At 66.9% G+C, this 22,825-nt stretch carries 29 protein-coding genes and 1 tRNA gene; 26 read left to right on the top strand and 4 right to left on the bottom strand.

Features of this window, described 5'->3' with window-relative positions:
• Positions 1-8: 8 nt before the first annotated feature.
• Positions 9-1,391 (top strand): histidinol dehydrogenase, encoded by a 1,383-nt coding sequence (hisD, locus tag AC1RCS_RS07660; RefSeq protein WP_492244188.1) that lies wholly within the window; start codon positions 9-11, stop codon positions 1,389-1,391.
• Here hisD and AC1RCS_RS07655 read toward each other — a convergent pair.
• The gene (locus tag AC1RCS_RS07655) at positions 1,378-1,791 is read right to left on the bottom strand and encodes a DUF2917 domain-containing protein (protein WP_218293441.1); all 414 of its coding nucleotides are present in this window, start codon (positions 1,789-1,791) and stop codon (positions 1,378-1,380) included. The genes hisD and AC1RCS_RS07655 overlap by 14 nt on opposite strands.
• A gap of 151 nt (positions 1,792-1,942) precedes the next feature.
• Between AC1RCS_RS07655 and AC1RCS_RS07650 the strand changes: the two genes are divergently transcribed.
• The 16 genes from AC1RCS_RS07650 to tatC all read left to right on the top strand — a co-directional run bounded on the left by AC1RCS_RS07650 (position 1,943) and on the right by tatC (position 12,895).
• Entirely contained in the window at positions 1,943-3,397 is a 1,455-nt protein-coding gene (locus AC1RCS_RS07650; RefSeq protein ID WP_218293442.1) for an aminotransferase-like domain-containing protein, read from the top strand.
• A gap of 57 nt (positions 3,398-3,454) precedes the next feature.
• Positions 3,455-3,679 (top strand): hypothetical protein, encoded by a 225-nt coding sequence (locus AC1RCS_RS07645; protein WP_008905190.1) that lies wholly within the window; start codon positions 3,455-3,457, stop codon positions 3,677-3,679.
• Between the two features lie 14 nt (positions 3,680-3,693).
• Positions 3,694-4,146 (top strand): PIN domain-containing protein, encoded by a 453-nt coding sequence (locus AC1RCS_RS07640; RefSeq protein WP_483892349.1) that lies wholly within the window; start codon positions 3,694-3,696, stop codon positions 4,144-4,146.
• Complete coding sequence (locus AC1RCS_RS07635) at positions 4,143-5,267, top strand: pyridoxal phosphate-dependent aminotransferase (RefSeq protein ID WP_492244187.1); 1,125 nt, start codon at positions 4,143-4,145, stop codon at positions 5,265-5,267. The genes AC1RCS_RS07640 and AC1RCS_RS07635 overlap by 4 nt, the downstream gene beginning before the upstream one ends.
• A complete protein-coding gene (gene hisB, locus AC1RCS_RS07630; protein ID WP_218293446.1) occupies positions 5,264-5,899 on the top strand; it encodes an imidazoleglycerol-phosphate dehydratase HisB in 636 nt (211 codons plus the stop codon). The genes AC1RCS_RS07635 and hisB overlap by 4 nt, the downstream gene beginning before the upstream one ends.
• Positions 5,900-5,951: 52 nt before the next feature.
• On the top strand, positions 5,952-6,629 hold the full coding sequence (gene hisH, locus AC1RCS_RS07625) for an imidazole glycerol phosphate synthase subunit HisH (protein WP_492244186.1): 678 nt from the start codon (positions 5,952-5,954) through the stop codon (positions 6,627-6,629).
• Positions 6,630-6,685: 56 nt separating this feature from the next.
• Positions 6,686-7,426: a 1-(5-phosphoribosyl)-5-[(5-phosphoribosylamino)methylideneamino]imidazole-4-carboxamide isomerase gene (hisA, locus tag AC1RCS_RS07620; protein ID WP_218340329.1), complete on the top strand. Its 741-nt coding sequence runs from the start codon at positions 6,686-6,688 to the stop codon at positions 7,424-7,426.
• A gap of 117 nt (positions 7,427-7,543) precedes the next feature.
• Complete coding sequence (gene hisF, locus AC1RCS_RS07615; protein ID WP_492244185.1) at positions 7,544-8,344, top strand: imidazole glycerol phosphate synthase subunit HisF; 801 nt, start codon at positions 7,544-7,546, stop codon at positions 8,342-8,344.
• Positions 8,345-8,457: 113 nt separating this feature from the next.
• Positions 8,458-8,856 (top strand): phosphoribosyl-AMP cyclohydrolase, encoded by a 399-nt coding sequence (hisI, locus tag AC1RCS_RS07610; RefSeq protein ID WP_218294405.1) that lies wholly within the window; start codon positions 8,458-8,460, stop codon positions 8,854-8,856.
• 5 nt (positions 8,857-8,861) lie between these two features.
• Positions 8,862-9,236 carry a phosphoribosyl-ATP diphosphatase gene (locus tag AC1RCS_RS07605; RefSeq protein ID WP_218293449.1) on the top strand — a complete coding sequence of 125 codons (375 nt, stop codon included), beginning with the start codon at positions 8,862-8,864 and terminating at the stop codon, positions 9,234-9,236.
• Positions 9,233-9,619: a DUF4870 family protein gene (locus AC1RCS_RS07600; RefSeq protein ID WP_218293450.1), complete on the top strand. Its 387-nt coding sequence runs from the start codon at positions 9,233-9,235 to the stop codon at positions 9,617-9,619. The genes AC1RCS_RS07605 and AC1RCS_RS07600 overlap by 4 nt, the downstream gene beginning before the upstream one ends.
• Positions 9,612-10,658 carry a patatin-like phospholipase family protein gene (locus AC1RCS_RS07595; protein WP_492244184.1) on the top strand — a complete coding sequence of 349 codons (1,047 nt, stop codon included), beginning with the start codon at positions 9,612-9,614 and terminating at the stop codon, positions 10,656-10,658. The genes AC1RCS_RS07600 and AC1RCS_RS07595 overlap by 8 nt, the downstream gene beginning before the upstream one ends.
• A gap of 162 nt (positions 10,659-10,820) precedes the next feature.
• Entirely contained in the window at positions 10,821-11,177 is a 357-nt protein-coding gene (locus AC1RCS_RS07590) for a histidine triad nucleotide-binding protein (RefSeq protein WP_218340326.1), read from the top strand.
• 106 nt (positions 11,178-11,283) lie between these two features.
• Entirely contained in the window at positions 11,284-11,520 is a 237-nt protein-coding gene (gene tatA / locus AC1RCS_RS07585; RefSeq protein ID WP_218293453.1) for a Sec-independent protein translocase subunit TatA, read from the top strand.
• A gap of 44 nt (positions 11,521-11,564) precedes the next feature.
• On the top strand, positions 11,565-12,029 hold the full coding sequence (gene tatB, locus AC1RCS_RS07580; RefSeq protein WP_218293454.1) for a Sec-independent protein translocase protein TatB: 465 nt from the start codon (positions 11,565-11,567) through the stop codon (positions 12,027-12,029).
• 68 nt (positions 12,030-12,097) lie between these two features.
• Complete coding sequence (gene tatC, locus AC1RCS_RS07575; RefSeq protein WP_218293455.1) at positions 12,098-12,895, top strand: twin-arginine translocase subunit TatC; 798 nt, start codon at positions 12,098-12,100, stop codon at positions 12,893-12,895.
• Between the two features lie 276 nt (positions 12,896-13,171).
• On the opposite strand, the gene AC1RCS_RS07570 is transcribed toward tatC, so the two are convergent.
• Positions 13,172-14,314, bottom strand: a complete 1,143-nt coding sequence (locus AC1RCS_RS07570) for a S1C family serine protease (protein WP_218293456.1) — start codon at positions 14,312-14,314, stop codon at positions 13,172-13,174.
• Positions 14,315-14,452: 138 nt separating this feature from the next.
• Between AC1RCS_RS07570 and AC1RCS_RS07565 the strand changes: the two genes are divergently transcribed.
• Together AC1RCS_RS07565 and pdxA are read left to right on the top strand one after the other, a co-directional pair.
• Positions 14,453-15,220: a Nif3-like dinuclear metal center hexameric protein gene (locus AC1RCS_RS07565; RefSeq protein ID WP_369641655.1), complete on the top strand. Its 768-nt coding sequence runs from the start codon at positions 14,453-14,455 to the stop codon at positions 15,218-15,220.
• A gap of 98 nt (positions 15,221-15,318) precedes the next feature.
• A complete protein-coding gene (gene pdxA / locus AC1RCS_RS07560) occupies positions 15,319-16,347 on the top strand; it encodes a 4-hydroxythreonine-4-phosphate dehydrogenase PdxA (protein ID WP_492244183.1) in 1,029 nt (342 codons plus the stop codon).
• 183 nt (positions 16,348-16,530) lie between these two features.
• On the opposite strand, the gene mscL is transcribed toward pdxA, so the two are convergent.
• A complete protein-coding gene (gene mscL / locus AC1RCS_RS07555; protein WP_218293459.1) occupies positions 16,531-16,959 on the bottom strand; it encodes a large conductance mechanosensitive channel protein MscL in 429 nt (142 codons plus the stop codon).
• Between the two features lie 145 nt (positions 16,960-17,104).
• Here mscL and petA point away from each other — a divergent pair, with 145 nt between their 5' ends.
• The 6 genes from petA (at position 17,105) to AC1RCS_RS07525 (ending at position 21,361) form a co-directional block, all read left to right on the top strand.
• Positions 17,105-17,704 carry a ubiquinol-cytochrome c reductase iron-sulfur subunit gene (gene petA, locus AC1RCS_RS07550; protein ID WP_218293460.1) on the top strand — a complete coding sequence of 200 codons (600 nt, stop codon included), beginning with the start codon at positions 17,105-17,107 and terminating at the stop codon, positions 17,702-17,704.
• Positions 17,705-17,718: 14 nt separating this feature from the next.
• Positions 17,719-19,131, top strand: coding sequence for a cytochrome b (locus AC1RCS_RS07545; RefSeq protein ID WP_218293461.1), 1,413 nt, complete (start codon positions 17,719-17,721; stop codon positions 19,129-19,131).
• Positions 19,132-19,148: 17 nt separating this feature from the next.
• The gene (locus AC1RCS_RS07540; RefSeq protein WP_218293462.1) at positions 19,149-19,910 is read left to right on the top strand and encodes a cytochrome c1; all 762 of its coding nucleotides are present in this window, start codon (positions 19,149-19,151) and stop codon (positions 19,908-19,910) included.
• Between the two features lie 111 nt (positions 19,911-20,021).
• Positions 20,022-20,633, top strand: a complete 612-nt coding sequence (locus tag AC1RCS_RS07535; protein ID WP_007854512.1) for a glutathione S-transferase N-terminal domain-containing protein — start codon at positions 20,022-20,024, stop codon at positions 20,631-20,633.
• Positions 20,634-20,684: 51 nt separating this feature from the next.
• The gene (locus AC1RCS_RS07530) at positions 20,685-21,233 is read left to right on the top strand and encodes a ClpXP protease specificity-enhancing factor (RefSeq protein ID WP_492244182.1); all 549 of its coding nucleotides are present in this window, start codon (positions 20,685-20,687) and stop codon (positions 21,231-21,233) included.
• 52 nt (positions 21,234-21,285) lie between these two features.
• A tRNA-Thr gene (locus tag AC1RCS_RS07525) sits at positions 21,286-21,361 on the top strand.
• A 45-nt stretch (positions 21,362-21,406) separates the two neighbouring features.
• On the opposite strand, the gene AC1RCS_RS07520 is transcribed toward AC1RCS_RS07525, so the two are convergent.
• On the bottom strand, positions 21,407-21,706 hold the full coding sequence (locus AC1RCS_RS07520) for a hypothetical protein (RefSeq protein ID WP_492244181.1): 300 nt from the start codon (positions 21,704-21,706) through the stop codon (positions 21,407-21,409).
• Positions 21,707-21,737: 31 nt separating this feature from the next.
• Here AC1RCS_RS07520 and AC1RCS_RS07515 point away from each other — a divergent pair, with 31 nt between their 5' ends.
• Entirely contained in the window at positions 21,738-22,721 is a 984-nt protein-coding gene (locus AC1RCS_RS07515) for a M23 family metallopeptidase (protein WP_369641658.1), read from the top strand.
• Positions 22,722-22,825 lie beyond the last annotated feature (104 nt).

Here is a 22,825-nt window from a genome sequence, read left to right as displayed (position 1 = left end):
CTGACACTATGACTCTGGTAGCTGCTCCCGCCCGTCTGTCCACCGCTGCGGCCACTTTCGAGGCTGATTTCGCAGCCCGCCTGCACTGGTCGGCCGACACCGACGCGGCCATCGAGCAGCGCGTGGCCGACATCCTGGCCGACGTGCAAAAGCGCGGTGACGCCGCGGTGCTGGAGTACACCGCCCGTTTCGATGGCCTCTCGGCCCCCGATATGGCGGCGCTGGAGCTGACCCAGGCCGACTTCAAGGCCGCGTTCGACGCCATTCCAGAGGCCCAGCGCGACGCGCTGCAGGCCGCCGCCAAACGCGTGCGCAGCTACCACGAGGCGCAGAAAAAAGCCTCGGGCGAGAGCTGGAGCTACCGCGACGAGGACGGCACGCTGCTGGGCCAGAAGGTCACGCCGCTGGACCGCGTGGGCATCTACGTGCCCGGCGGCAAGGCCGCGTACCCGTCCAGCCTGCTGATGAACGCCATCCCGGCCCACGTGGCGGGGGTGCAGGAAATCATCATGGTCGTGCCCACACCGGTGCGCGGCAGCGTGGCCACCGGTGGAACGGGCGAGGGCACTTCGACAAAAGGTGAACGCAACGAGCTGGTGCTGGCAGCCGCCTACGTGGCGGGCGTCACACGCGCTTTCACCATCGGCGGCGCGCAGGCCGTGGCCGCGCTGGCGTACGGCACCGAAACCGTGCCCAAGGTGGACAAGATCACCGGCCCCGGCAACGCCTACGTGGCCAGCGCCAAGAAGCGCGTGTTCGGCACGGTGGGCATCGACATGATCGCGGGCCCCAGCGAAATCCTGGTGCTGGCCGACGGCAGCACGCCGCCCGACTGGGTGGCGATGGACCTGTTTTCACAGGCCGAACACGACGAGCTGGCCCAGAGCATCCTGCTGTGCCCCGACGCCGCCTACCTCGACGCCGTGCAGCGCGAGATCGACCGCCTGCTGCCCACCATGCCGCGCGCCGAGATCATCGCCAAGAGCCTCACCGGCCGGGGCGCGCTGATCCTCACCAAGGACATGGAAGAAGCCTGCGCCATCAGCAACCGCATCGCACCGGAACACCTGGAGGTGAGCAGCACCGACCCACACCGCTGGGAGCCGCTGCTGCGCCACGCGGGCGCGATCTTCCTGGGGGCGTATACCTCCGAGAGCCTGGGCGACTACTGCGCGGGCCCCAACCACGTGCTGCCCACCAGCGGCACCGCACGCTTCTCGTCGCCCCTGGGCGTGTACGACTTCCAGAAGCGCAGCAGCCTCATCGAGGTGAGCGAGGCGGGCGCCCAGGTGCTGGGCACCATCGCCGCCGAGCTGGCCTATGGCGAGGGCCTGCAGGCCCACGCGCAGGCGGCAGAGATGCGGCTGACGACGCCTCTCAAGCCGCGCTGATCGCACCCCGTGGCAGGGTGCCTGGCGCGGGTGCCGTCGCCTTGGGCTGAGAGGCTGCAGCGGGGGCGGGCGGGCAGGCGGCCCCTGCCACGGACCGGTGCTTCGCCCAGTTCAGGCGGGCGGGCCGGTGGCCTTCGGCGCTCACGCGCAGCCGCACGGGCCCGGTGAACGACAGGCGCTGGCCGGCCTCCAGGAAATAGTCTTCCAGCAGGCCGTCGCAGGTCACCCACACGCGGCCTTGTTCCACTTCGAGCAGGGCCATGTCGCCCGCACGGAAGTCCAGCACCTGGACGGCCTGCAGCGGCGGCAGCGGCTGGCGCTTCCATTGCAGGGTGAGCGGGACCGCTGGCTGGGTCGGCAGAGCGGGCGACGGGAGGGTGGGGGTGTGCAGCGAGTTCATGCCTTCACTGTGCGGCCACCCGCCGTGCGCCGCCAGCCACAGGCATGGACCATCTGGGCCAGTACAGAACCATGTACCAGCCCATCTGTACTGGTTGTACTGGCCCGCCTCTGTACTGTCTGCCGGCCAGGGTGCCAGTACAGAATGCAGCATGGCCACCGATGACGCACCCCCGCTGTACCTGCAGATCGCCGAGCAGCTCGCGCAGCTGATCCGCAATGGCACCCTGGCGCGCGGCGAAAAGCTGCCGTCGGTGCGCGAGCTGGCGCGCCAGCATGCCGTGGCGCAGACCACGGTGGTGCAGGCCTACCACTGGCTCGAGGATGCACGCCTGATCACCGCGCGCCCGCGCTCGGGCTTCTTCGTGGCGGCGCGCCCGGTGAGCCTGCCCGAGCCCAGCACGCCGCGCCCCCTGCGCCGTCCGCGCGAGGTGTCGGTGGACTGGCTGGGCCAGCGCATCCTGGGCCGCAACCAGCCGGTGGACATGATCTCGTACAGCAGCGGCACGCCCGGCCCCGAGCTGTTCAACCCCGACCGCGTGCGCCGCGCCGTCGTGCGCGCCGCGCAGCGCCACCGCAACCTGCTGTGCACCTACCCCAGCTCCTCGGGCCACGAAGACGCCCGCCGCGCCATCGCGCGCTACGCCGTGGGCCTGGGCTGCAGCCTCGACCCCGAGAACATTGTGGTCACCGGCGGCTGCATGGACTCCATTGCGCTGTGCCTGCGCGCCGTCACCCAGCCGGGCGACGTGGTGGCGCTGGAGTCGCCCACGCATTTCTCCTTTCTGGAGGTGCTGCAGGGCCTGCACCTCAAGGCGCTGGAAATTCCCACCCACCCGCGCAACGGCCTGTCGCTGGATGCGCTGCAGCTGGCGCTGGAAACCCAGCCGGTCAAGGCCGTGATGATCGTCCCCACGCTCAGCAACCCGCTGGGCAGCTGCATGCCGCAGGCCGAACGCAAGCGCCTGGCGCAGATGGCGGCGCGCCATGGCATGGCGGTGATCGAGGACGCGATCTACAACGACCTCGTGGAGGTGGACGAGATGCGCCGCACCGTCAAGTCGTACGACACCACGGGCCACGTGATGCTGTGCGATTCGTTTTCCAAGACGCTGGCGCCGGGCCTGCGCCTGGGCTGGCTGGAGGCCGGGCGCTGGGCCGACAAGCTGCGCGCCATCAAGGACCTGCAGGCGGGCGGGCAGTCGGCCGTGCTGGAGCTGGCGCTGGCCGACCTCATCACCCAGGCCGGCCATGCCGCCGCGATGCGCCAGCTGCGTGCGGCCGTGGCCGCGCGCATGGACGAGGTGCGCCGCATCATCGCCGCGCACTTTCCGCAGGGCACCCGGGTGAGCGACCCGCCCGGCGGGCTGCTGCTGTGGCTGGAGCTGCCGCGCGCGCTCGATTCGGTGCAGCTGCACGAGGCCTGCCTGGCGCAGCAGATCCTGATCGCGCCCGGCACGGTGTTCAGCGCCAGCGGGCGGTTTCGCAACTGCCTGCGCATTGGCGTGGGGGGTGACTGGTCGCCTGCCCATCTGGCGGCCCTGCGCACCGTGGGCGACATGGCGTGCCAGATGCTGCGGGCAGGGACACAGCTCAAGGCCGCGTAACCGCCCTGAAAACAACACGAAGTTCGTGGTGCACGAAGTTCGTGTAATATTCTAGCCATGAAAAACATCACCGTGACCATGGACGACACCGTCGCCGAATGGGTGCGCGTGGAAGCCGCCAGGCGCGGCAGTAGCGTCTCGCGCCTGCTGGGGGAATGGCTGGCCGAAAAGATGCGCCAGGAAGACGCTTACGCCCAGGCCATGCGCGAGGCGCTGGGGTTCGAATCCTGGGGCGCGTCCAGCGGACCGTACGTGCCCCGCGAGACCCTGTTTCTGCGCTGAGCGGTGCAATACCCATGAGCACCGTCCCCATCTTTGTCGATACCGAAATCCTGCTGGCCAGCGTGGACGACCGCGACGCCGAGCGCCAGGCGCGGGCCCGCGAATGGATCAGCTTTTGCTGGCAGACGCGCAGCGGCCGCATCAGCTCGCAGGTGCTCAACGAGCTGTACAACCAGGCGATCCAGCGCTTTGACGGCCCGCAGGTGCTGCAGCAGGTGCGCGCCCAGGTGCGCCGCCTGCGCGTGTGGCTGCCGCCGCACCTGGACTCCTACACCGTGGACGGCGCCTGGGACCTGCAGGACCGCTACCGCCTGGGCTACTGGGACGCGCTCATCCTCTCGTCGGCCCACCAGCAGGGCTGCCGCTATCTGCTGACCGAGGCGCTGCCGCACGGCGAGCCGCTGGACGCGGTGCGGCCCATCAACCCGTTTCTCACCACCCCCAACGAACTGGACACCGCCGAATGACCAACGCCGCTCCATCTTCCCCGCTTCAAGCCCTGGCCCGCATCCGCCCCGACGTGCGCGCCATGCATGCCTATGCCGTGCAGCCCTCCACCGGCATGCTCAAGATGGACGCGATGGAGAACCCGTTCCGCCTGCCCGCGCACCTGCAGGCCGCGCTGGGCCAGCGCCTGGGCGCGGTGGCGCTCAACCGCTACCCCGGTGATCGCCTGCTCGACCTCAAAGCCGCCCTTGCCAGGTACGCCGGCATGCCCGAAGGCTATGGCATCGTGCTGGGCAACGGCTCGGACGAGCTCATCACCCTGCTGGCCCTGGCCTGCGCACAGCCCGGCACGGGCCAGCGCGCCACCATGCTCGCGCCCATGCCCGGCTTCGTGATGTACCCGCTGTCCGCGCAGTTGCAGGGCCTGGACTTCGTGGGCGTCCCGCTCACGCCCGACTTCGAGCTGGATGAGCCCGCCATGCTGGCTGCCATCGAACAGCACAACCCCGCCATCACCTACATCGCCTACCCGAACAACCCCACGGCCACGCTATGGGACGAGGGCGCCGTGCAGCGCATCATCGACGCCGCGGGCGCGCAGGGCGGCATCGTGGTCATGGACGAGGCCTACCAGCCTTTTGCCAGCCGCACCTGGATCGACCGCATGCGCGCAGAGCCTGCCCGCAACGCCCACGTGCTGCTCATGCGCACGCTCAGCAAGTTCGGCCTCGCGGGTGTGCGCCTGGGCTACCTCATCGGGCCCGCCGCGTTCGTGAGCGAGATCGACAAGGTGCGCCCGCCCTACAACGTGAGCGTGCTCAATTGCGAGGCCGCGCTGTTCGCGCTGGAGCACGCCGAGGTGTTCGCCGAGCAGGCCGCCGAGATCCGCGCCGAGCGCACCAAGGTCCTGGCGGCCCTGCGCCAGATGCCCGGCATCGAAAAATGCTGGGACAGCGAGGCCAACATGATCCTGGTCCGCGTGGTGGATTCCGCCCGGGCCTACGAGGGCATGAAAAACCGCAAGGTCTTGGTCAAGAACGTTTCTACAATGCACCCATTGCTGGCCAACTGCCTGCGCCTCACGGTGGGCGCCGCCTCCGACAACGCGCAGATGCTGGCCGCCCTGCAAGCCTCCCTATGACCTCCTCCGCACTCGTCACTTCCGCAACGCCCGATCCCCTGGCCGACCGCATCGCCGAGGTCAGCCGCAACACCGCCGAGACGCGCATCCGCGTGCGCATCAACCTCGACGGCACGGGCCAGGCCAAGCTTTCCACCGGCATCGGCTTCTTCGACCACATGCTCGACCAGATCGCCCGCCACGGGCTGATCGACCTCGACATCGACTGCGAAGGCGACCTGCACATCGATGGCCACCACACGGTCGAAGATGTGGGCATCACGCTGGGCCAGGCCTTTGCGCGCGCCGTGGGCGACAAGAAGGGCATCCGCCGCTACGGCCACGCCTACGTGCCGCTGGACGAAGCGCTGTCGCGCGTGGTGGTGGATTTCTCGGGCCGCCCGGGGCTGCACATCGACGTGAAGTTCACGGCCGGCAGCATCGGCCAGCTCGATACGCAGCTGGTGTACGAGTTCTTCCAGGGCTTCGTGAACCACGCGGGCGTCACGCTGCACATCGACAATCTCAAGGGCATCAATGCCCACCACCAGTGCGAAACCATCTTCAAGGCCTTCGGGCGCACGCTGCGCGCGGCGCTGGAGCGCGATCCGCGCTCGGTGGGCGTCATTCCGTCCACCAAGGGCTCCTTGTGAAATTTTTGAGCCAGATCAAGCGCTAACGCTTGATGAATAAGCGCCAATAGCTATGAATATGGAAGCAAAAACCGTTGCGGTCGTGGACTACGGCATGGGCAACCTGCGCTCGGTGTCGCAGGCCGTGCAGGCCGCCGCAGAGGGCACCGGCTGGACCGTGGTCGTCACGCAGCGTCCCGAGGACGTGCGCGCGGCGCAGCGCATCGTGCTGCCGGGGCAGGGCGCCATGCCCGACTGCATGCGCGAGCTGCGCGAATCCGGCCTGCAGGAATCCGTGCTCGAAGCGGCCGCCGCCAAGCCGATGTTCGGCGTGTGCGTGGGCATGCAGATGCTGCTGGACCACAGTGCCGAGGGCCCCCATGGAGGAACGCCCGGCCTGTCGCTGATCCACGGCGATGTGCGCAAGTTCGACCTGGCGGGCCGCACCCAGCCCGACGGCAGCCGCTACAAGGTGCCCCAGATGGGCTGGAACCAGGTGCGCCAGGTGCCGCACGCGGGCAAGGTGCACCCGGTGTGGGCCGGCGTGCCCGACCACAGCTACTTCTACTTCGTGCACAGTTTCTATGCGGTGCCGCGAGACGCGGCCCACTGCGCGGGGCAGGCGGACTACGGCGGTATGTTCGCCGCCGCCGTTGCGCGCGATAATATTTTCGCCACGCAATTTCACCCTGAAAAGAGCGCGGAGCACGGCCTGGCCCTGTACCGCAATTTTCTGCACTGGAATCCCTAATCCAACCCGTTCGGGCCGAGCCCTGCCTCGCCCTTTTCCTCCCGAACTTCACCACCATGCTGCTCATCCCCGCCATCGACCTCAAGGACGGCCACTGCGTACGCCTCAAGCAAGGCGATATGGACCAATCCACCACCTTCGGAGAAGACCCTGCCGCCATGGCGCGCAAGTGGGTGGATGCCGGTGCGCGCCGCCTGCACCTGGTGGACCTGAACGGCGCCTTCGCGGGCGTGCCCAAGAACTACACCGCCATCAAGTCCATCCTCCAGGAGGTGGGCGACGACATCCCGGTGCAGCTCGGCGGCGGCATCCGTGACCTGGACACCATCGAGAAATACATCGACGGCGGCCTGCGCTACGTGATCATCGGCACGGCGGCGGTCAAGAACCCCGGCTTCCTGAAGGACGCGTGCAGCGCCTTTGGCGGCCACATCATCGTGGGCCTGGATGCCAAGGACGGCAAGGTGGCCACCGACGGCTGGAGCAAGCTCACGGGCCACGAGGTCGTGGACCTGGCCAGGAAGTTCGAGGACTGGGGCGTCGAGTCCATCATCTACACCGACATCGGCCGCGACGGCATGCTCTCGGGCATCAACATCGACGCGACGGTGAAGCTCGCGCAGTCGCTCTCCATCCCGGTGATCGCCTCGGGCGGCCTGTCCAACATGGCCGACATCGAACAGCTGTGCGCCGTCGAGGAAGAGGGCGTCGAAGGCGTGATCTGCGGCCGCGCCATCTACAGCGGCGACCTTGATTTCGCGGCAGCGCAGGCGCGCGCCGACGAGTTGAATGGATAACCCCCCTGAGCGGCTGCGCCGCTTCCCCCAAGGGGGACGACGCCAGTGGCCTGGCGAAGCCAGTTCCACGGCGTCCGCTGGCCTCGGCAACGCCCCATCCACGAATCGCTGACTGACATGCTTGCCAAACGCATCATCCCCTGCCTCGACGTCACCGGAGGCCGCGTGGTCAAGGGCGTCAACTTCGTCGAACTGCGCGATGCGGGCGACCCCGTCGAGATCGCCGCGCGCTACAACGCGCAGGGCGCCGACGAACTCACCTTCCTGGACATCACCGCCACCAGCGATGGCCGCGACCTGATCCTGCCCATCATCGAGGCCGTGGCCAGCCAGGTGTTCATCCCGCTCACCGTGGGCGGCGGCGTGCGCACGGTCGAGGACGTGCGCCGCCTGCTCAACGCGGGCGCCGACAAGACCAGCTTCAACTCGGCCGCCATCGCCAACCCTGAGGTGATCGACGCCGTCTCGGCCAAGTACGGCGCGCAGTGCATCGTGGTGGCCATCGACGCCAAGCGCCGCTCGCCAGAAGACGCCCAGCGCACCGGCGCCAACGGCCGGGCCGTGGGAGAGGGCTGGGACGTGTACAGCCACGGCGGGCGCAAGAACACGGGCCTGGATGCCGTGGCCTGGGCCGCCGAGATGGCGCGCCGGGGCGCCGGCGAGATCCTGCTCACCAGCATGGACCGCGATGGCACCAAGTCCGGCTTCGACCTCGCCCTCACGCGTGCCGTGAGCGACGCCGTGGGCGTGCCCGTGATCGCCTCGGGCGGCGTGGGCAACCTCGACCACCTGGCCGACGGCATCCAGACCGGTGGAGCCGACGCGGTGCTGGCGGCCAGCATCTTCCATTACGGCGAATACACCGTGGGCCAGGCCAAGGCGCGCATGGCCGAACGCGGCATTCCCGTGCGGCTGTGAAGTAATTGCTATTAAAAGAATAGCTGTCGGCGCTTGATGGAAAAGCGCCAGATGCCCAAAAGACTGAGTAAATCCGGGGGCACGCACGTTCCCGGCGATCCAAATCGCCGACAATCCCGCCCATGAACTGGCTCAACGAAGTGAAATGGGATGCGCAGGGCCTGGTGCCCGTGATCGCGCAGGAGCAGGGCACGGGCGACGTGCTGATGTTTGCGTGGATGAACCGCGAGGCGCTGGAGAAAACCGCGGAGCTCGGCCGCGCCGTGTATTTCAGCCGCTCGCGCGGCAAGCTGTGGTTCAAGGGCGAGGAGTCCGGCCACGTGCAGACGGTGCATGAAATCCGCCTGGACTGCGACAACGACGTGGTGCTGCTCAAGGTGACCCAGCTGGGCCACGAGCCCGGCATCGCCTGCCACACGGGCCGCCACAGCTGCTTTTTCAGCGTGCTCAAGGATGGCGCCTGGCAGGCGGTCGATCCGGTCTTGAAAGACCCTGAATCCATCTACAAGTAAGAGCCATGAGTTCCAACGATTCCCTCGCACGCCTGGCCGATGTGATTGAAAGCCGCAAGCCGGCCAACGGCGGCGATCCCGAGAAAAGCTACGTCTCGCGCCTGCTGCACAAGGGGCCGGACGCGTTCCTGAAGAAGATCGGCGAGGAAGCCACCGAGGTCGTCATGGCCGCCAAGGACGTGGACCACGGCGCCGACAAGTCCAAGCTCGTCTACGAGGTGGCGGACCTGTGGTTCCACTCCCTGGTGGCGCTGGCCCACTATGGCCTCACGCCCGCCGACGTGCTGGCCGAGCTGGAGCGCCGCGAGGGCACCAGCGGCATCGAGGAAAAAGCCTTGCGCAAGGCCGTTGCGCGCGCCACCCAGGAGGGTTCCCCATGAACGATATCGTCGACGTGCAGACCACCAGCCAGAAGGCGCAGGGCCTCAAGAACATCGGCTGGGTCAGCTATGTGCTGCACCTGATCGTGGCGGTGGGCGCCGTCCTTCCGGGGGCGCAGGGCAGCCTGGTGCTGCTCTTGATTGCGCTGGTGCTGGATCTGGTCAAGCGCGGAGATGCCGAAGGCACCTGGCAGGCCAACCATTTTTCCTGGCGCATCCGGTCCGTGCTGTGGGCCGGCGTGCTGTACGCGGTCACGTCGCCGCTGTGGTTGCTGCTGATCGCGCCGGGCTGGATCGCCTGGGGCGTCATTTCGCTGTGGTTCCTGTACCGCATCGTGCGCGGCATGCTGGCCATGAGCAAGAACCAGGCCGTGGATGCCTGAGCCTGGCGCGCCGCTCCCCCGCCTGAACCTGGCCCTGCAGGGCGGCGGCTCGCACGGCGCGCTGACCTGGGGCGTGCTGGATGCGCTGCTCGAGGACGGGCAGTGGCACTTCGAGGGCGTGAGCGGCACCAGCGCCGGTGCCATGAACGCCGTGGCCCTGGCACACGGCTTTGCCAAGGCCGCACACGAACACAAGGACCCGCACGAAGCCCACCTGGCGGGCTGCCAGCAGGCGCGCGAGACGCTCACCCGCCTGTGGGAAGGCGTGGGCACGCTGGGCAGCCTGATGTGGGGTTCGCCGCTGTCGGCCGCCAACCCCATGATGGGGCTGATGCGGCAGTGGCTGTCGCCCTACCAGACCAACCCGCTGGACATCAACCCGCTGCGCCGCCTGCTGGAGCGCGAGGTGGATTTCGACCTGCTGTGCACCGCGCGGCGCGCCAGCAGCGCGGCGGGCGGGCCCAAGGTGTTCGTCTGCGCCACCAACGTGCGCACGGGGCGGGGCGAGATCTTCTCGGGCTCCAGGCTCAGCGCCGATGCCGTGATGGCCTCGGCCTGCCTGCCGCTGATGTTCAAGGCCGTGGAGATCGACGGCCAGCACTACTGGGACGGCGGCTACTCGGGCAACCCCGCGCTGCACCCGCTGATCTACCAGACCGAGGCCTCGGACATCCTGCTCGTGCAGATCAACCCCATCGAGCACCTGGAGCTGCCGCATTCCGGCGCCGAGATCATGGAACGCATGAACGAGGTCACCTTCAACGCCAGCCTGCTGGCCGAGATGCGCGCCATCGAGTTCGTGCGCCGCCTGCTCGCCGAGGGCAAGCTCGACCCGCGCCGCTACAAGAGCGTGCGCATGCACCGCATCGACGGCGGCTCGGTGCTGGCCCCGTTCGGCGCCGACAGCAAGATGCGCGCGGACCTGGCCTTCGTGCGCAAGCTGTTCGCCCTGGGCCGCACGGCCGGACAGGAATGGCTGCATGCGCACCGCAAGGATGTGGGCGTGCGCCCGACCATCAAGATCGCTGACAATGCTTGAAGCCCCCTGTGTCGCCTGCGGCGCCTTCCCCCTCAGGGGGGCGCCACCCGTGGCCTGGCGGAGCCAGTTCCACGGTGGCGCCGGCCTGGGGCGCGCCGGTGGCAATGGCTTGGGGTTGAGCAGCGCCCGGTGAACTGTTAATTTCGTACCGACATTTTTCTCATGCACGATCCGAACTGCCTTTTCTGCAAGATCATCGCGGGCCAGATTCCTTCGAGGAAGGTCTATGAGGACGAGGAGATCTTCGCCTTCCACGACATCCACCCCTGGGCGCCGGTGCACTTTCTGATGGTGCCCAAGCGGCATGTCCCTTCGATGGCGCAGGTCACCGCAGACGATGCGGGAGTTCTGGGGCGCATGATGGCGCTGGCGCCCCGGCTGGCCCTGGAGCAGGGCTGCAACCCGTACCCCGAGGGTGGCTTTCGCGTCGTGGTAAACACGGGGCTTGAAGGCGGGCAGGAAATCCACCACCTGCATGTTCACGTGATGGGCGGCCCCCGCCCGTGGCTCAAAGGCTGAACCAGGCTGACGGCGCGTGCCGATAGTTTCCCGCTGGCGGGCAAGGGCGTCGGACTTCGGTCGCGGCCCCCGTCTAAAATGACTGCAATTCGTTAGGAGATATTCCATGGGCTCTTTTTCCATCTGGCACTGGCTGATCGTGCTGCTGATCGTCGTCATGGTGTTCGGCACCAAGAAGCTCAAGAACATGGGCTCCGATCTCGGGGGCGCCGTCAAGGGCTTCAAGGACGGCATGAAGGACGGTTCGGCCGATGCCCCCGCCACCCCTCCCGCAGGCCAGGTTGCCAACAACCCGGCGGCCGACAAGACCACCATCGATGTCGAAGCCAAGCAAAAGAGCTGAGCGCGCCGTCCGCACCGGCCCCCGCATGCCTTTTCGCCTGACCCATGATTGATATTGGCCTGTCCAAGATGGCGCTGATCGGCGCGGTGGCACTCATCGTCATCGGGCCGGAGAAGCTCCCGCGCGTGGCCCGCACGGTGGGTACGCTGCTGGGCAAGGCCCAGCGCTACGTGTCCGACGTCAAGGCCGAGGTCAACCGGTCCATGGAGCTCGATGAGCTCAAGAAAATGAAGGACACGGTGGAGACCGCCGCACGCGACGTGCACAACTCCATCCAGACCAGCGCCAGCGAGTTCGAGAAGGACTGGGCCTCGGCCACGGAGACCAGCAACGCCGACCTGCACGAGCCGCAGGCGCCCGTGGTGCCGGCCTACAAGCACCCTGGCAAGAACTGGCGCCTCAAGCGGGGCGCGGTGCCCCAGTGGTACAAGTCCCGCAGTGGCGTGCGCACGAAGGCGCAGTCCGGCGCGGCGCGCGTCGCGCGCTACCGCCCCCAGAAATTCCATTGATGACGACGATGCGGCGCGGCGTGCCGTGCGCGCTGCATGGGCGGCCTCCACGCCCCTGAAAACCCAATATGTCCGAAACCCCCTCCAAAGAAGACGAGCTGGCCGGTACCGAGCAGCCCTTCGTGCAGCACCTGATGGAGCTGCGCGACCGGCTGGTCAAGGCGCTCATTGCCATCGCCATCGCGGCGGCGATCCTGTTCTTCTTTCCCGGCCCTGGCGCGCTGTACGACTTCCTGGCGGCGCCGCTGGTGGCCCACCTGCCCAAGGGCGCCACGCTGATCGCCACCTCGGTGATCTCGCCGTTCATGGTGCCGCTCAAGATTTTGCTGATGTCGGCCTTCCTGCTGGCATTGCCCTTCGTGCTGTGGCAGGTGTGGGCCTTCGTGGCGCCGGGCCTGTACTCGCACGAGAAGAAGCTGGTGCTGCCGCTGGTGGTCTCCAGCACGCTGCTGTTCTTCATCGGGGTGGCGTTCTGCTACTACCTCGTGTTCGGGCAGGTGTTTGCGTTCATCCAGAGCTTCGCGCCCAAGAGCATCACGGCCGCGCCAGACATCGAGGCCTACCTGAGCTTCGTGCTGTCGATGTTCCTCGCGTTCGGCCTGGCGTTCGAGGTGCCCATCGCCGTGGTGGTGCTGGCCCGCATGGGCATCGTGAGCGTGCAGAAGCTGCGCGAGTTCCGCGGCTACTTCATCGTGCTGGCGTTCGTGATCGCCGCCGTCGTCACGCCGCCGGACGTGGTCTCGCAGCTGTCGCTGGCCGTGCCCATGTGCCTGCTGTACGAAGTGGGCATCTGGGCCGCGCAGATCTTCATCAAGCACACCAAGGCGCCTGAGGACACCGAGGAATCCGCCTCCGCGTCGTCCTGATCGATCGGCGCGCCGCCGTGGCGCGCTGGAAGGCGGGGTTGCACTGGGAGCCCCGGGCCTCCTGCTCCGCAAGGAATATCCAGATAAAAATAGCTGCCAGCGCTTGTCCATCAAGCGTTGGCAGCTATATTTTTGATAGTGCGCCGCAGCGCGGCCGCAGCTGCGTGGCCATCGGTGGGAACTGGCGCGCAGCCAGCCAGGGGCCATGGAACGCGGGTTTCGCCGGGCCGTCCGCGGCGCCCCCGTTGAGGGCGCCGCGCGGCGGCGCGGGGCTTGTTACCTCTTTCTCGGCTTTGGGCGCACGCCAGGGTTGATGCTCAGCTCCACCAGCTTGTCGCCGCGCTGCACGTTGAACGGGGCCACGGTTCCAGGCTTGAGCCCCGCCACGGCGGTCAGCAGTTCGGACACATTGCCCACGTTTTTTCCATCCACGCGCACGATCACGTCGCCGGGCCGCATGCCGGCCTGGGCCGCAGGGCCGTCCTGCAGCACGCCGGTGATGATCACGCCCTCGGTGGCCTTCACGCCGAAGGTCTCGGCCAGCTCGGGGGAGAGCTCGTTGGGCTCCACGCCGATCCAGCCGCGCGTGACCTGGCCGTCCTTCACGATGCCGTCCAGCACCAGCCGCGCGGTGGACACGGGGATCGCAAAGCCGATGCCCATGCTGCCGCCCGAGCGCGAGTAGATCGCGGTGTTGATGCCCATGAGGTTGCCGTTCACGTCCACCAGCGCGCCGCCCGAGTTGCCGGGGTTGATGGCCGCGTCGGTCTGGATGAAGTTCTCGAAGGTGTTGATGCCCAGCTGCGTGCGGCCCAGCGCGCTCACGATGCCGCTGGTCACCGTCTGGCCCACGCCGAACGGGTTGCCGATGGCCAGCACCTGGTCGCCCACGGCGAGCACGTCCGAGTTGCCCAGCACGATGACGGGCAGCTTGTCGAGTTCGATCTTGAGGATGGCCAGGTCGGTGTCGGGGTCGGTGCCGATCACGCGGGCGCGGGCGCGGCGGCTGTCGGTCAGCGTCACCTCGATCTCGTCGGCGCCCTCCACCACGTGGTTGTTGGTGAGGATGTAGCCGTCGGGGCTCACGATCACGCCGCTGCCCAGCCCGGCCTGCGCCTGCGCGCCCTGGTCGCCAAAGAAGAACTGGAACCAGGGGTCGTTGCTGCGCGGATGGCGCACGGCCTTGCTGGTATTGATGCTGACCACCGCGGGCGCGGCCTGGCGCGCGGCAGCGCTGAAGCTTCCCGCCGCTGGCTGCGGGCTGGCGGTGGTCGCGGGAGCCTCCAGCAGCGCGATGCCCGCGCCCGAGCGCGTGGTGGCGCCCCGGCCCAGCCAGCTCGGCTGCAGCGTGGCGACGACGAAATAGGCGGCAACGAACACCGTCACGGCCTGGGAAAACAGCAACCAGATGCGCTTCATGAAATTCTTCTGTACCGATGAGGAAGGGGCGGAAGGGGGTGTGGGGCTGGGGCTTTCGGCCTGCACGGCAGGCCCTGGCCGCCTCTGCGGGCACATTGTCCCCCAACTGGGACCGCCGGCGCGCGCGACAATAGCCGCATGAGCATTTCACGCACCCACCTTCTGCAGGCCTTCGACAGCCTGCTGCAGCCCGAGCGTTTCAAGGACTACGGTCCCAACGGCCTGCAGGTCGAGGGCAAGGCCGAAGTCCGCCGCATCGTGAGTGGCGTGACGGCCAGCCGCGCCCTGATCGAGGCGGCCATCCGCGAGCGGGCCGATGCCATCTTCGTGCACCATGGCCTGTTCTGGCGTGGCCAGGACGGCCGGGTGACGGGCTGGATGAAGCAGCGGCTGCAGCTGCTGCTGGCGCACGACATCAACCTGTTCGCGTACCACCTGCCGCTGGATGCGCACGCCGAACTGGGCAACAACGCCCAGCTGGGGCGCGTGCTGGGCCTTGCCGCCGATGCGCGGTTCGGGGAGCAGGACCTGGGATTCTCCGCGCCGGCGGCCTTCGCCGACGGCCAGGCGCTGGCCGACCACGTGGCCCGGGCACTGGGACGGGCCGTGACCCTCGTGCAGCCCGAGGCGGCGGGCGCGCAGCGGCAGCAGCCTCTGGGCCGCGTGGCCTGGTGCACGGGCGGCGCCCAGGGCTACTTCGAATCAGCGATTGCCGCGGGGGCGGATGCCTTCATCACCGGGGAGATTTCGGAGCCCCAGGCCCATCTGGCACGCGAGATGGGCGTGTGTTTCATCGCGGCGGGGCACCACGCCACCGAGCGCTACGGAGCGCCGGCCGTCGCCGCGCACGTGTCCGGGCTGCTGGGCCTGGAGCATGTGTTCATCGAAATCCCCAACCCGGCCTGAGGGCCGCGAAGCCTTTTGGTGATATTGCTATTTAATCAATAGCATTTGGCGCTTTTCCCTCCGGCGCTGGACGCTGATTCCATTTCCATTCCATCCCCATGACACCACTGGCCATCACCCAAGGCGATCCCGCAGGCATCGGCCCCGAGATCGTCGCCAAGGCCTTCCGCGATGCGCCCCAGGACCTGCAGGGCTGTTTCGTGGTGGGCGACGTCGCCACGCTGCGCCGTGCGGCGCAGGCCATCGTGCGCCCCGGCGTTCCGGCCGTGCCGGTGGCGCAGATCGCGGCGGCGGCGCAGGCCCTGGCGATGCCTCCCCGCTGCATTCCGGTGCTGGCCCTGCCCGGCATCCCGGGACCGCAGCCCTGGGGGCGGATCAGCGCCGAGGCGGGGCGGGCGGCGGCCGACAGCGTGGTCTGGGCCGCGCGGGCAGCGCTCCGGGGCGAGGTGGCGGGCCTGGTGACGGCGCCGCTGCACAAGGAGGCGCTGTCGGCCGCCGGCGTCGCTTTCCCGGGCCATACCGAGCTGCTGCAGGCCGAGGCCGCGGCGCACCAGGGCGTGGCACTGGCGCAGATGCCCGTGCGCATGATGCTCGCCAGCGACGAGCTGCGCACGGTGCTGGTCAGCATCCACGTGTCGCTGCGCGACGCCATCGACGCGGTCACGCCAGGCAATGTGCTGCAGACCCTGCAGATCACGCACGCCGCATTGGCGCGCAGCCTGGGCCGCGCGCCGCGCATGGCGGTGGCGGGGCTCAATCCCCACGCGGGCGAGGGCGGGCTGTTCGGGCGCGAGGAAGTGGAGGTGATTGCACCGGCCATTGCCGCGGCGCGGGCGCAGGGCTTGGATGTGCACGGCCCGTTCGCGCCGGACACGGTGTTCATGCGTGCGCGCAGCACACCCGCGCGCGCTGGCGAGTTCGACGTGGTTGTCGCGATGTACCACGACCAGGGCCTCATCCCGGTGAAGTACCTGGGCGTGGACAAGGGCGTGAACGTGACCTTGGGCCTGCCGCTGGTGCGTACCAGCCCCGACCATGGCACGGCGTTCGACATCGCGGGGCAGGGCGTGGCCGACGCCGCGAGCCTCATCAAGGCGGTGCGCATGGCGCGGGCGCTGTGTGAGTGAATTGCACGCTGGCGCTTGATGGTAAAGCGCTGAATGCTACTGTTTGTATAGCAATCGAGAGAGTGGCACCAAACCAGCGCCACCCGCGAAACCGGTGCACCTCACGGCAGCGCACCCGTGGAGCCGGCTTTGCCAGGCCACCGGGCGCGTCCCCCGTGGGGAGGCGCGCAGCGCCTCAGGGGGCTATCTCTTCAGGCTGTCTCGGATCTCGCGCAGCAGCACGATGTCTTCCGGTGGCGCGGCCGGGGCTTCGGGGGCAGCGGGGGCTTCGCGCTTGAGGCGGTTGATCTGCTTGATCATCATGAAGATGATGAACGCCAGAATGATGAAATTGACGGCCACGGTCAGGAAGTTGCCGTAGGCAAACACCGGCACGCCTGCCTTCTTGAGGGCGTCCAGCGTCATGGCGGTGCCCGGCGGCACCGTGCCCAGCACCACGAACAGGTTGGAAAAATCGAGCTTGCCGAACACCAGCCCGACCACCGGCATGATCAGGTCCGACACGACCGAGTCCACGATCTTGCCGAAGGCCCCCCCAATGATGACGCCCACGGCGAGGTCAATCACATTGCCCTTGACCGCGAACTCCCTGAACTCCTGCATCATCCCCATGTTGTGCTCCTTGTGTGAATGGCGATCCCGGAGTATTGCCCGGAGCGGTGGCCTGTCAAGACAGTCCCTCACTTTGAAATAACCATTTTCACTCCGCTACAATTCGCGGTTGACCCCAATCTAGCGATGTTCATCGAGGATCCCCATGAGTGACACTCCAATCGACTCCAGCAAACGGACGTGGCTGATCGCGTCCGGCTGTGCTGGTGCGGTGGGCGGCGTGGCAACCGCCGTACCTTTCGTGAGTACTTTTCAGCCCTCCGAGCGCGCCAAAGCCGCCGGTGCTGCCGTCGAGGTGGATATTTCCGCCCTCAAGCCCGGAGAAAAAGTCACTGTGGAGTGGCGCGGCAAGCCCGTCTGGATCATCAAGCGTACGCCCGAGCAGCTCGCCGAGCTGCCCAAGCTCGATGGCCAGCTCGCGGATCCCAAGTCTGAACGCAAGCCTTCCGAACTCACGCCCGAGTACGCGCGCAACGAAGCCCGCTCCATCAAGCCGGAAATCTTCGTGGGCGTGGGCATCTGCTCGCACCTGGGCTGCTCGCCCTCCGACAAGTTCCAGCCCGGCGCCCAGCCGTCGCTGCCCGACGACTGGAAGGGCGGTTTCCTGTGCCCCTGCCACGGCTCCACGTTCGACATGGCCGGCCGCGTCTTCAAGAACAAGCCCGCACCCGACAACCTCGAAGTGCCCCCCCACATGTACCTTACCGAGACGCGCCTGCTGATCGGTGAAGACAAGAAGGCTTGAAGGAGCACGACGACATGGCTGAATTCAAGGAAATCTCTCCCAACGCCTCGGCGGGCGCCAAGGTCACGAACTGGTTCGAGAACCGCTTCCCGACCGCTTTCGACGCCTACAAGGTGCACATGTCGGAGTACTACGCTCCGAAGAACTTCAACTTCTGGTACATCTTCGGCTCGCTGGCGCTGGTCGTGCTGGTGATCCAGATCGTGACCGGCATCTTCCTGGTCATGCACTACAAGCCCGATGCCAGCCTGGCGTTCGCGTCGGTCGAGTACATCATGCGCGATGTGCCCTGGGGCTGGCTGATCCGCTACATGCACTCCACGGGCGCGTCGGCGTTCTTCGTGGTGGTGTACCTGCACATGTTCCGTGGCCTCATCTACGGCAGCTACCGCAAGCCGCGCGAGCTGGTCTGGATCTTCGGCTGCGCCATCTTCCTGTGCCTGATGGCGGAAGCCTTCATGGGCTACCTGCTGCCCTGGGGCCAGATGTCGTACTGGGGCGCCCAGGTGATCGTGAACCTGTTCGCGGCCATCCCTTTCATCGGTCCTGACCTCGCGCTGCTGATCCGTGGCGACTACGTGGTGGGCGACGCCACGCTGAACCGCTTCTTCAGCTTCCACGTGATCGCCGTGCCGCTGGTGCTGCTCGGCCTGGTGGTGGCGCACTTGCTGGCGCTGCACGATGTGGGTTCCAACAATCCCGACGGCGTGGAAATCAAGGGCCCCAAGGCGCCCAAGGATGCCAATGGCAAGCCGCTCGACGGCGTGCCTTTCCATCCCTACTACACGGTGCATGACATCTTTGCCTTGTCCATGTTCCTGATGGCCTTCACGGCGGTGGTGTTCTTCGCGCCCGAGTTCGGCGGCTACTTCCTCGAGTACAACAACTTCATCCCCGCGGATCCGCTCAAGACGCCCGCTCACATCGCGCCGGTCTGGTACTTCACGCCGTTCTATTCGATGCTGCGTGCGATCACCACCGAAATGATGTACGTGCTGGTCCTGTGCGTGGTGGCCGGTGCGGGCTTTGGCGTGCTCAAGGCGAAGCTGCCCAGCTTCATCAAGGTGGGCATCGCGGGTGCGGCTGTGGTCGTGATCGCGATGATGCTGTCCATCGACGCCAAGTTCTGGGGCGTGGTGGTGATGGGCGGTGCCGTGGTCATCCTGTTCTTCCTGCCCTGGCTGGACCACAGCCCGGTCAAGTCGATCCGCTACCGTCCGGACTGGCACAAGTACCTGTATGGCGTCTTCGTGATCATCTTCCTGATCCTGGGCTACCTGGGCGTGCAGCCCCCATCTCCCATCGGCGAACGCGTATCGCAAGTGGGCACGCTGTTCTACTTCGGCTTCTTCCTGCTGATGCCCTGGTGGAGCCGCATTGGCGAGGCCAAGGCAGTGCCCGACCGCGTGACCTTTGTGGCGCACTGAGCCTGGAGACAACAACAATGAAGAAACTCATCCTCACGCTGATCGCCGCGGTGGGCCTGGCGGCCGGTGCCGCCCACGCCTCGGGTGGTGACACCATCGCCTGGGACAAGGCGCCCAACAAGACCAACGACCTGGCCTCCCTGCAAAACGGCGCCAAGGTATTCGTCAACTACTGCCTGAGCTGCCATTCGGCTGCCTTCATGCGCTTCAACCGCCTGCGCGACATCGGCCTGACCGAGCAGCAGATCAAGGACAACCTGCTGTTCACGACCGACAAGGTCGGCGAGACCATGAAGGCGTCCATCGATCCCAAGCAGGCCAAGGAATGGTTCGGCGCCAACCCGCCGGACCTGACCGTGATCGCGCGTTCGCGCGCCGGCCACGGCGGCACGGGTGCCGACTACCTCTACACCTTCCTGCGCACGTTCTACCGCGACGACACCAAGGCCACCGGCTGGAACAACCTGGCTTTCCCGAGCGTGGGCATGCCCCATGTGCTGTGGGAAATGCAGGGCGACCGCCGCCCCGTGTTCGAAGAGCACGAGAGCCATGGCCACAAGACCCAGGTGTTCAAGGGCTGGGAGCAGGTCAAGCCAGGCACGATGACCCCGCTGCAGTTCGACCAGACCGTGGGCGACCTCGTGAACTACCTGCAGTGGATGGGTGAGCCCGCCCAGAACACCCGCGTGCGCGTGGGGGTGTGGGTGCTGATCTTCCTCGGTTTCTTCACCATCATCGCCTGGAGGCTGAACGCAGCCTTCTGGAAGGATGTGAAGTAAGCAGCACGAGCCGTAGATCCATGAGAAGGCGCCCTTCGGGGTGCCGCCGGATTGTTTGCAGAGTGGGCGCTTTTGGCGTCCCACTCTTTTGATTTTTAGGAGCCTCCCACCATGATGGTGCTTTATTCGGGTACGACCTGTCCCTTCTCCCACCGCTGCCGCTTCGTCCTGTTCGAAAAAGGCATGGACTTTGAAATCCGCGATGTGGACCTGTACAACAAGCCCGAAGACATCAGCGTGATGAACCCGTACGGCCAGGTGCCCATCCTGGTCGAGCGCGACCTGATCCTGTACGAGTCGAACATCATCAATGAGTACATCGACGAGCGCTTCCCGCACCCCCAGCTGATGCCCGGTGACCCGGTCGACCGCGCCCGCGTGCGCCTGTTCCTGCTCAACTTCGAGAAGGAACTGTTCGTGCACGTGAACATCCTGGAGTCGCGCGCCACCAAGGGCAACGAAAAGGCGCTGGAAAAGGCGCGCGCCCATATCCGCGACCGTCTCACGCAGCTGGCCCCCGTGTTCCTCAAGAACAAGTACATGCTGGGCGACAACTTCTCCATGCTGGACGTGGCGATTGCCCCGTTGCTGTGGCGCCTGGACTACTACGGCATCGACCTGTCCAAGAACGCGGCGCCGCTGCTCAAGTACGCCGAGCGCATCTTCTCGCGCCCTGCCTACATCGAAGCGCTGACGCCGTCCGAAAAGGTCATGCGCAAGTAATCTGCGGCCTGCCCAATTTCTCTTCATCTACCGCAGCAGCCACCCATCTTCATGACCGCACAGGAATCCACCTCCACGCGCCCGTACCTCATTCGTGCCCTGTACGAGTGGTGCACCGACAACGGGCTCACGCCCTATGTGGCCGTGCGCGTGGACGATTCCGTGCAAGTGCCGCGCGAGTACGTGAAGGATGGCGAGATCGTCCTGAACATCAGCTTTGACGCGACGAGCGCCTTGCAGCTGGGCAACGATTTCATCGAGTTCAAGGCCCGCTTCGGCGGCAAGCCGCGGGAGATCCTCGTCCCGGTGGGCCGGGTCATCGCCATCTATGCCCGTGAAAACGGCCAGGGCATGGCGTTTCCTCCCCCGGTGGATGTGCTCGCTGGCAGCAGCGGTGCGGGCCCGGCGGCGCCAGCGCTGCCGCAGGCATTGCCATCGGCGCAGGATGTGGTGGCGGCCGGGGCTGTGCCTGCTCCCGAGGACCGCGTGGTCCAACTGGTGCCCTCCGACGATGGCAAGAAGGACGGCGACGGCGGCGACGCGCCGCGGCCTCCCCCGGCAGCGGGTGGTGCCCGGCCTTCTCTCAAGCGGGTCAAATAACGGCCCCAGCATTTTTTTGAGGCTGCTTTTTCCACTATAAAATGCAGCCTTCGCCGGTTTAGCTCAGTTGGTAGAGCACCCGCCTTGTAAGCGGTAGGTCGTCAGTTCGATTCCGACAACCGGCACCATGTCCCTGGTGTCTCCCACGCATTCCCCGATCCTGGCGCAGGCCGTCAGGTTTGAACTTTCAGGCGAATCGCGTTAACCTCCCACCCCCGGCTGCGCAAATGCGCCTGCAGAGCAGGCAGCAGCTGGCGTATTTTTGCCGCTGCGGCATTGCTCTTGACGAGCAGGCACCAGGAGTCCCCATCGATGGGCCCCGCCTGGACCGTGGGACGCAGCGCCGCAGGAATCAGCATTTCAATGGCCTTGAGCCGATCACTGGAATCGCGTGTCAGCGCTGTGAGCTTGGCCAGCGTGGGAGAGTCCTCGCTGGCCTGCTGCAGGCTGATGGCGTAGTGGCGGCGGTTCATGGTGTGCGTCTTCGGGCGTGGAGAATTCGTAGTGCATCTGATTATCACGGACGCCAGGCTGGCGCGCAGCCGGGCCATTCACCTGTCGGGCACGCGCCTGCTGCTGGCCGGGCTGGCGCTGTCGCTGTGCCTCATGCTGGTGGCTGCGACGCTCTACCACTGGGTTTTCCTCAAGGGCGCGCGCGAAGGCTGGCCGATCGTGGGTTCGCTGGTCCGGCTGGTCGTGAAGGACGAGTTTGCCGAGCGGGACCGGTTCATGCGTGCCAACCTGGATGCGATGGCCCGCCGTGTCGGCGAGATGCAGGCCCGCATGGTGCAGCTGGAATCGCTGGGCGACCGCGTGCTGGGCCTGGCGGGCATGGCGCCCTCCGATATCCAGAAATCGGATGCCCGGGGGGGCGTGCTCGTGAGCGCGCGCAATCTGTCGATGGAGGAGCTGCAGTCCACGCTCGATGAGCTGGAGCGCCTGACCAACCAGCGGGTGGACCTGATGACGGTGCTCGAATCGCGCCTGTTCGACCAGCACATCCGAAAGAAGATGATTCCCACCCATGCGCCGGTGACCGGCCGCGTGCCCGGCTCGTCCTTTGGCTGGCGGGTGGACCCGATCACGGGCCAGTCGGCGCTGCACACGGGGCTCGACTTCCAGGCCGATACGGGTACGCCCATCCTGGCCGCTGCCGGTGGCGTGGTGGTGACGCAGGAATACCACCCCGCCTACGGCAACATGATCGAGGTGGACCACGGCAACCAGCTGGTCACGCGCTACGCCCACGCATCGCGCACCCTGGTCAAGCAGGGGGACATCGTGCGCCGTGGCCAGAAGATCGCGGAGGTGGGGACCACGGGGCGTTCCACGGGCCCCCATCTGCATTTCGAGGTGCTGGTGCAGGGTGTTTTCCAGGACCCGCAGAAGTTTCTGAGCGCGGGCGGCGCGGGCCCCGCGGCGCAGGTTGCGGCGGTCCAGCCCCGCGCATCGCCCGGCCAGCCGGCCGTGCCCGCAGCGGGCAGGTAAAATCGCGGGTCCGGTGTTCAGGCCCGGGATTGCAAGGAGCTTGCAATCCATGGCGATGGACCCACCTGAACTCAATTCATCTTAGGGATTTCGGTCGCTTGGCG

This window comes from Acidovorax sp. GW823-FHT01C06 (assembly GCF_058798375.1).
Note: the sequence above shows the minus strand (reverse complement) of the source record. Positions and strands in the feature narration are given on the sequence as shown.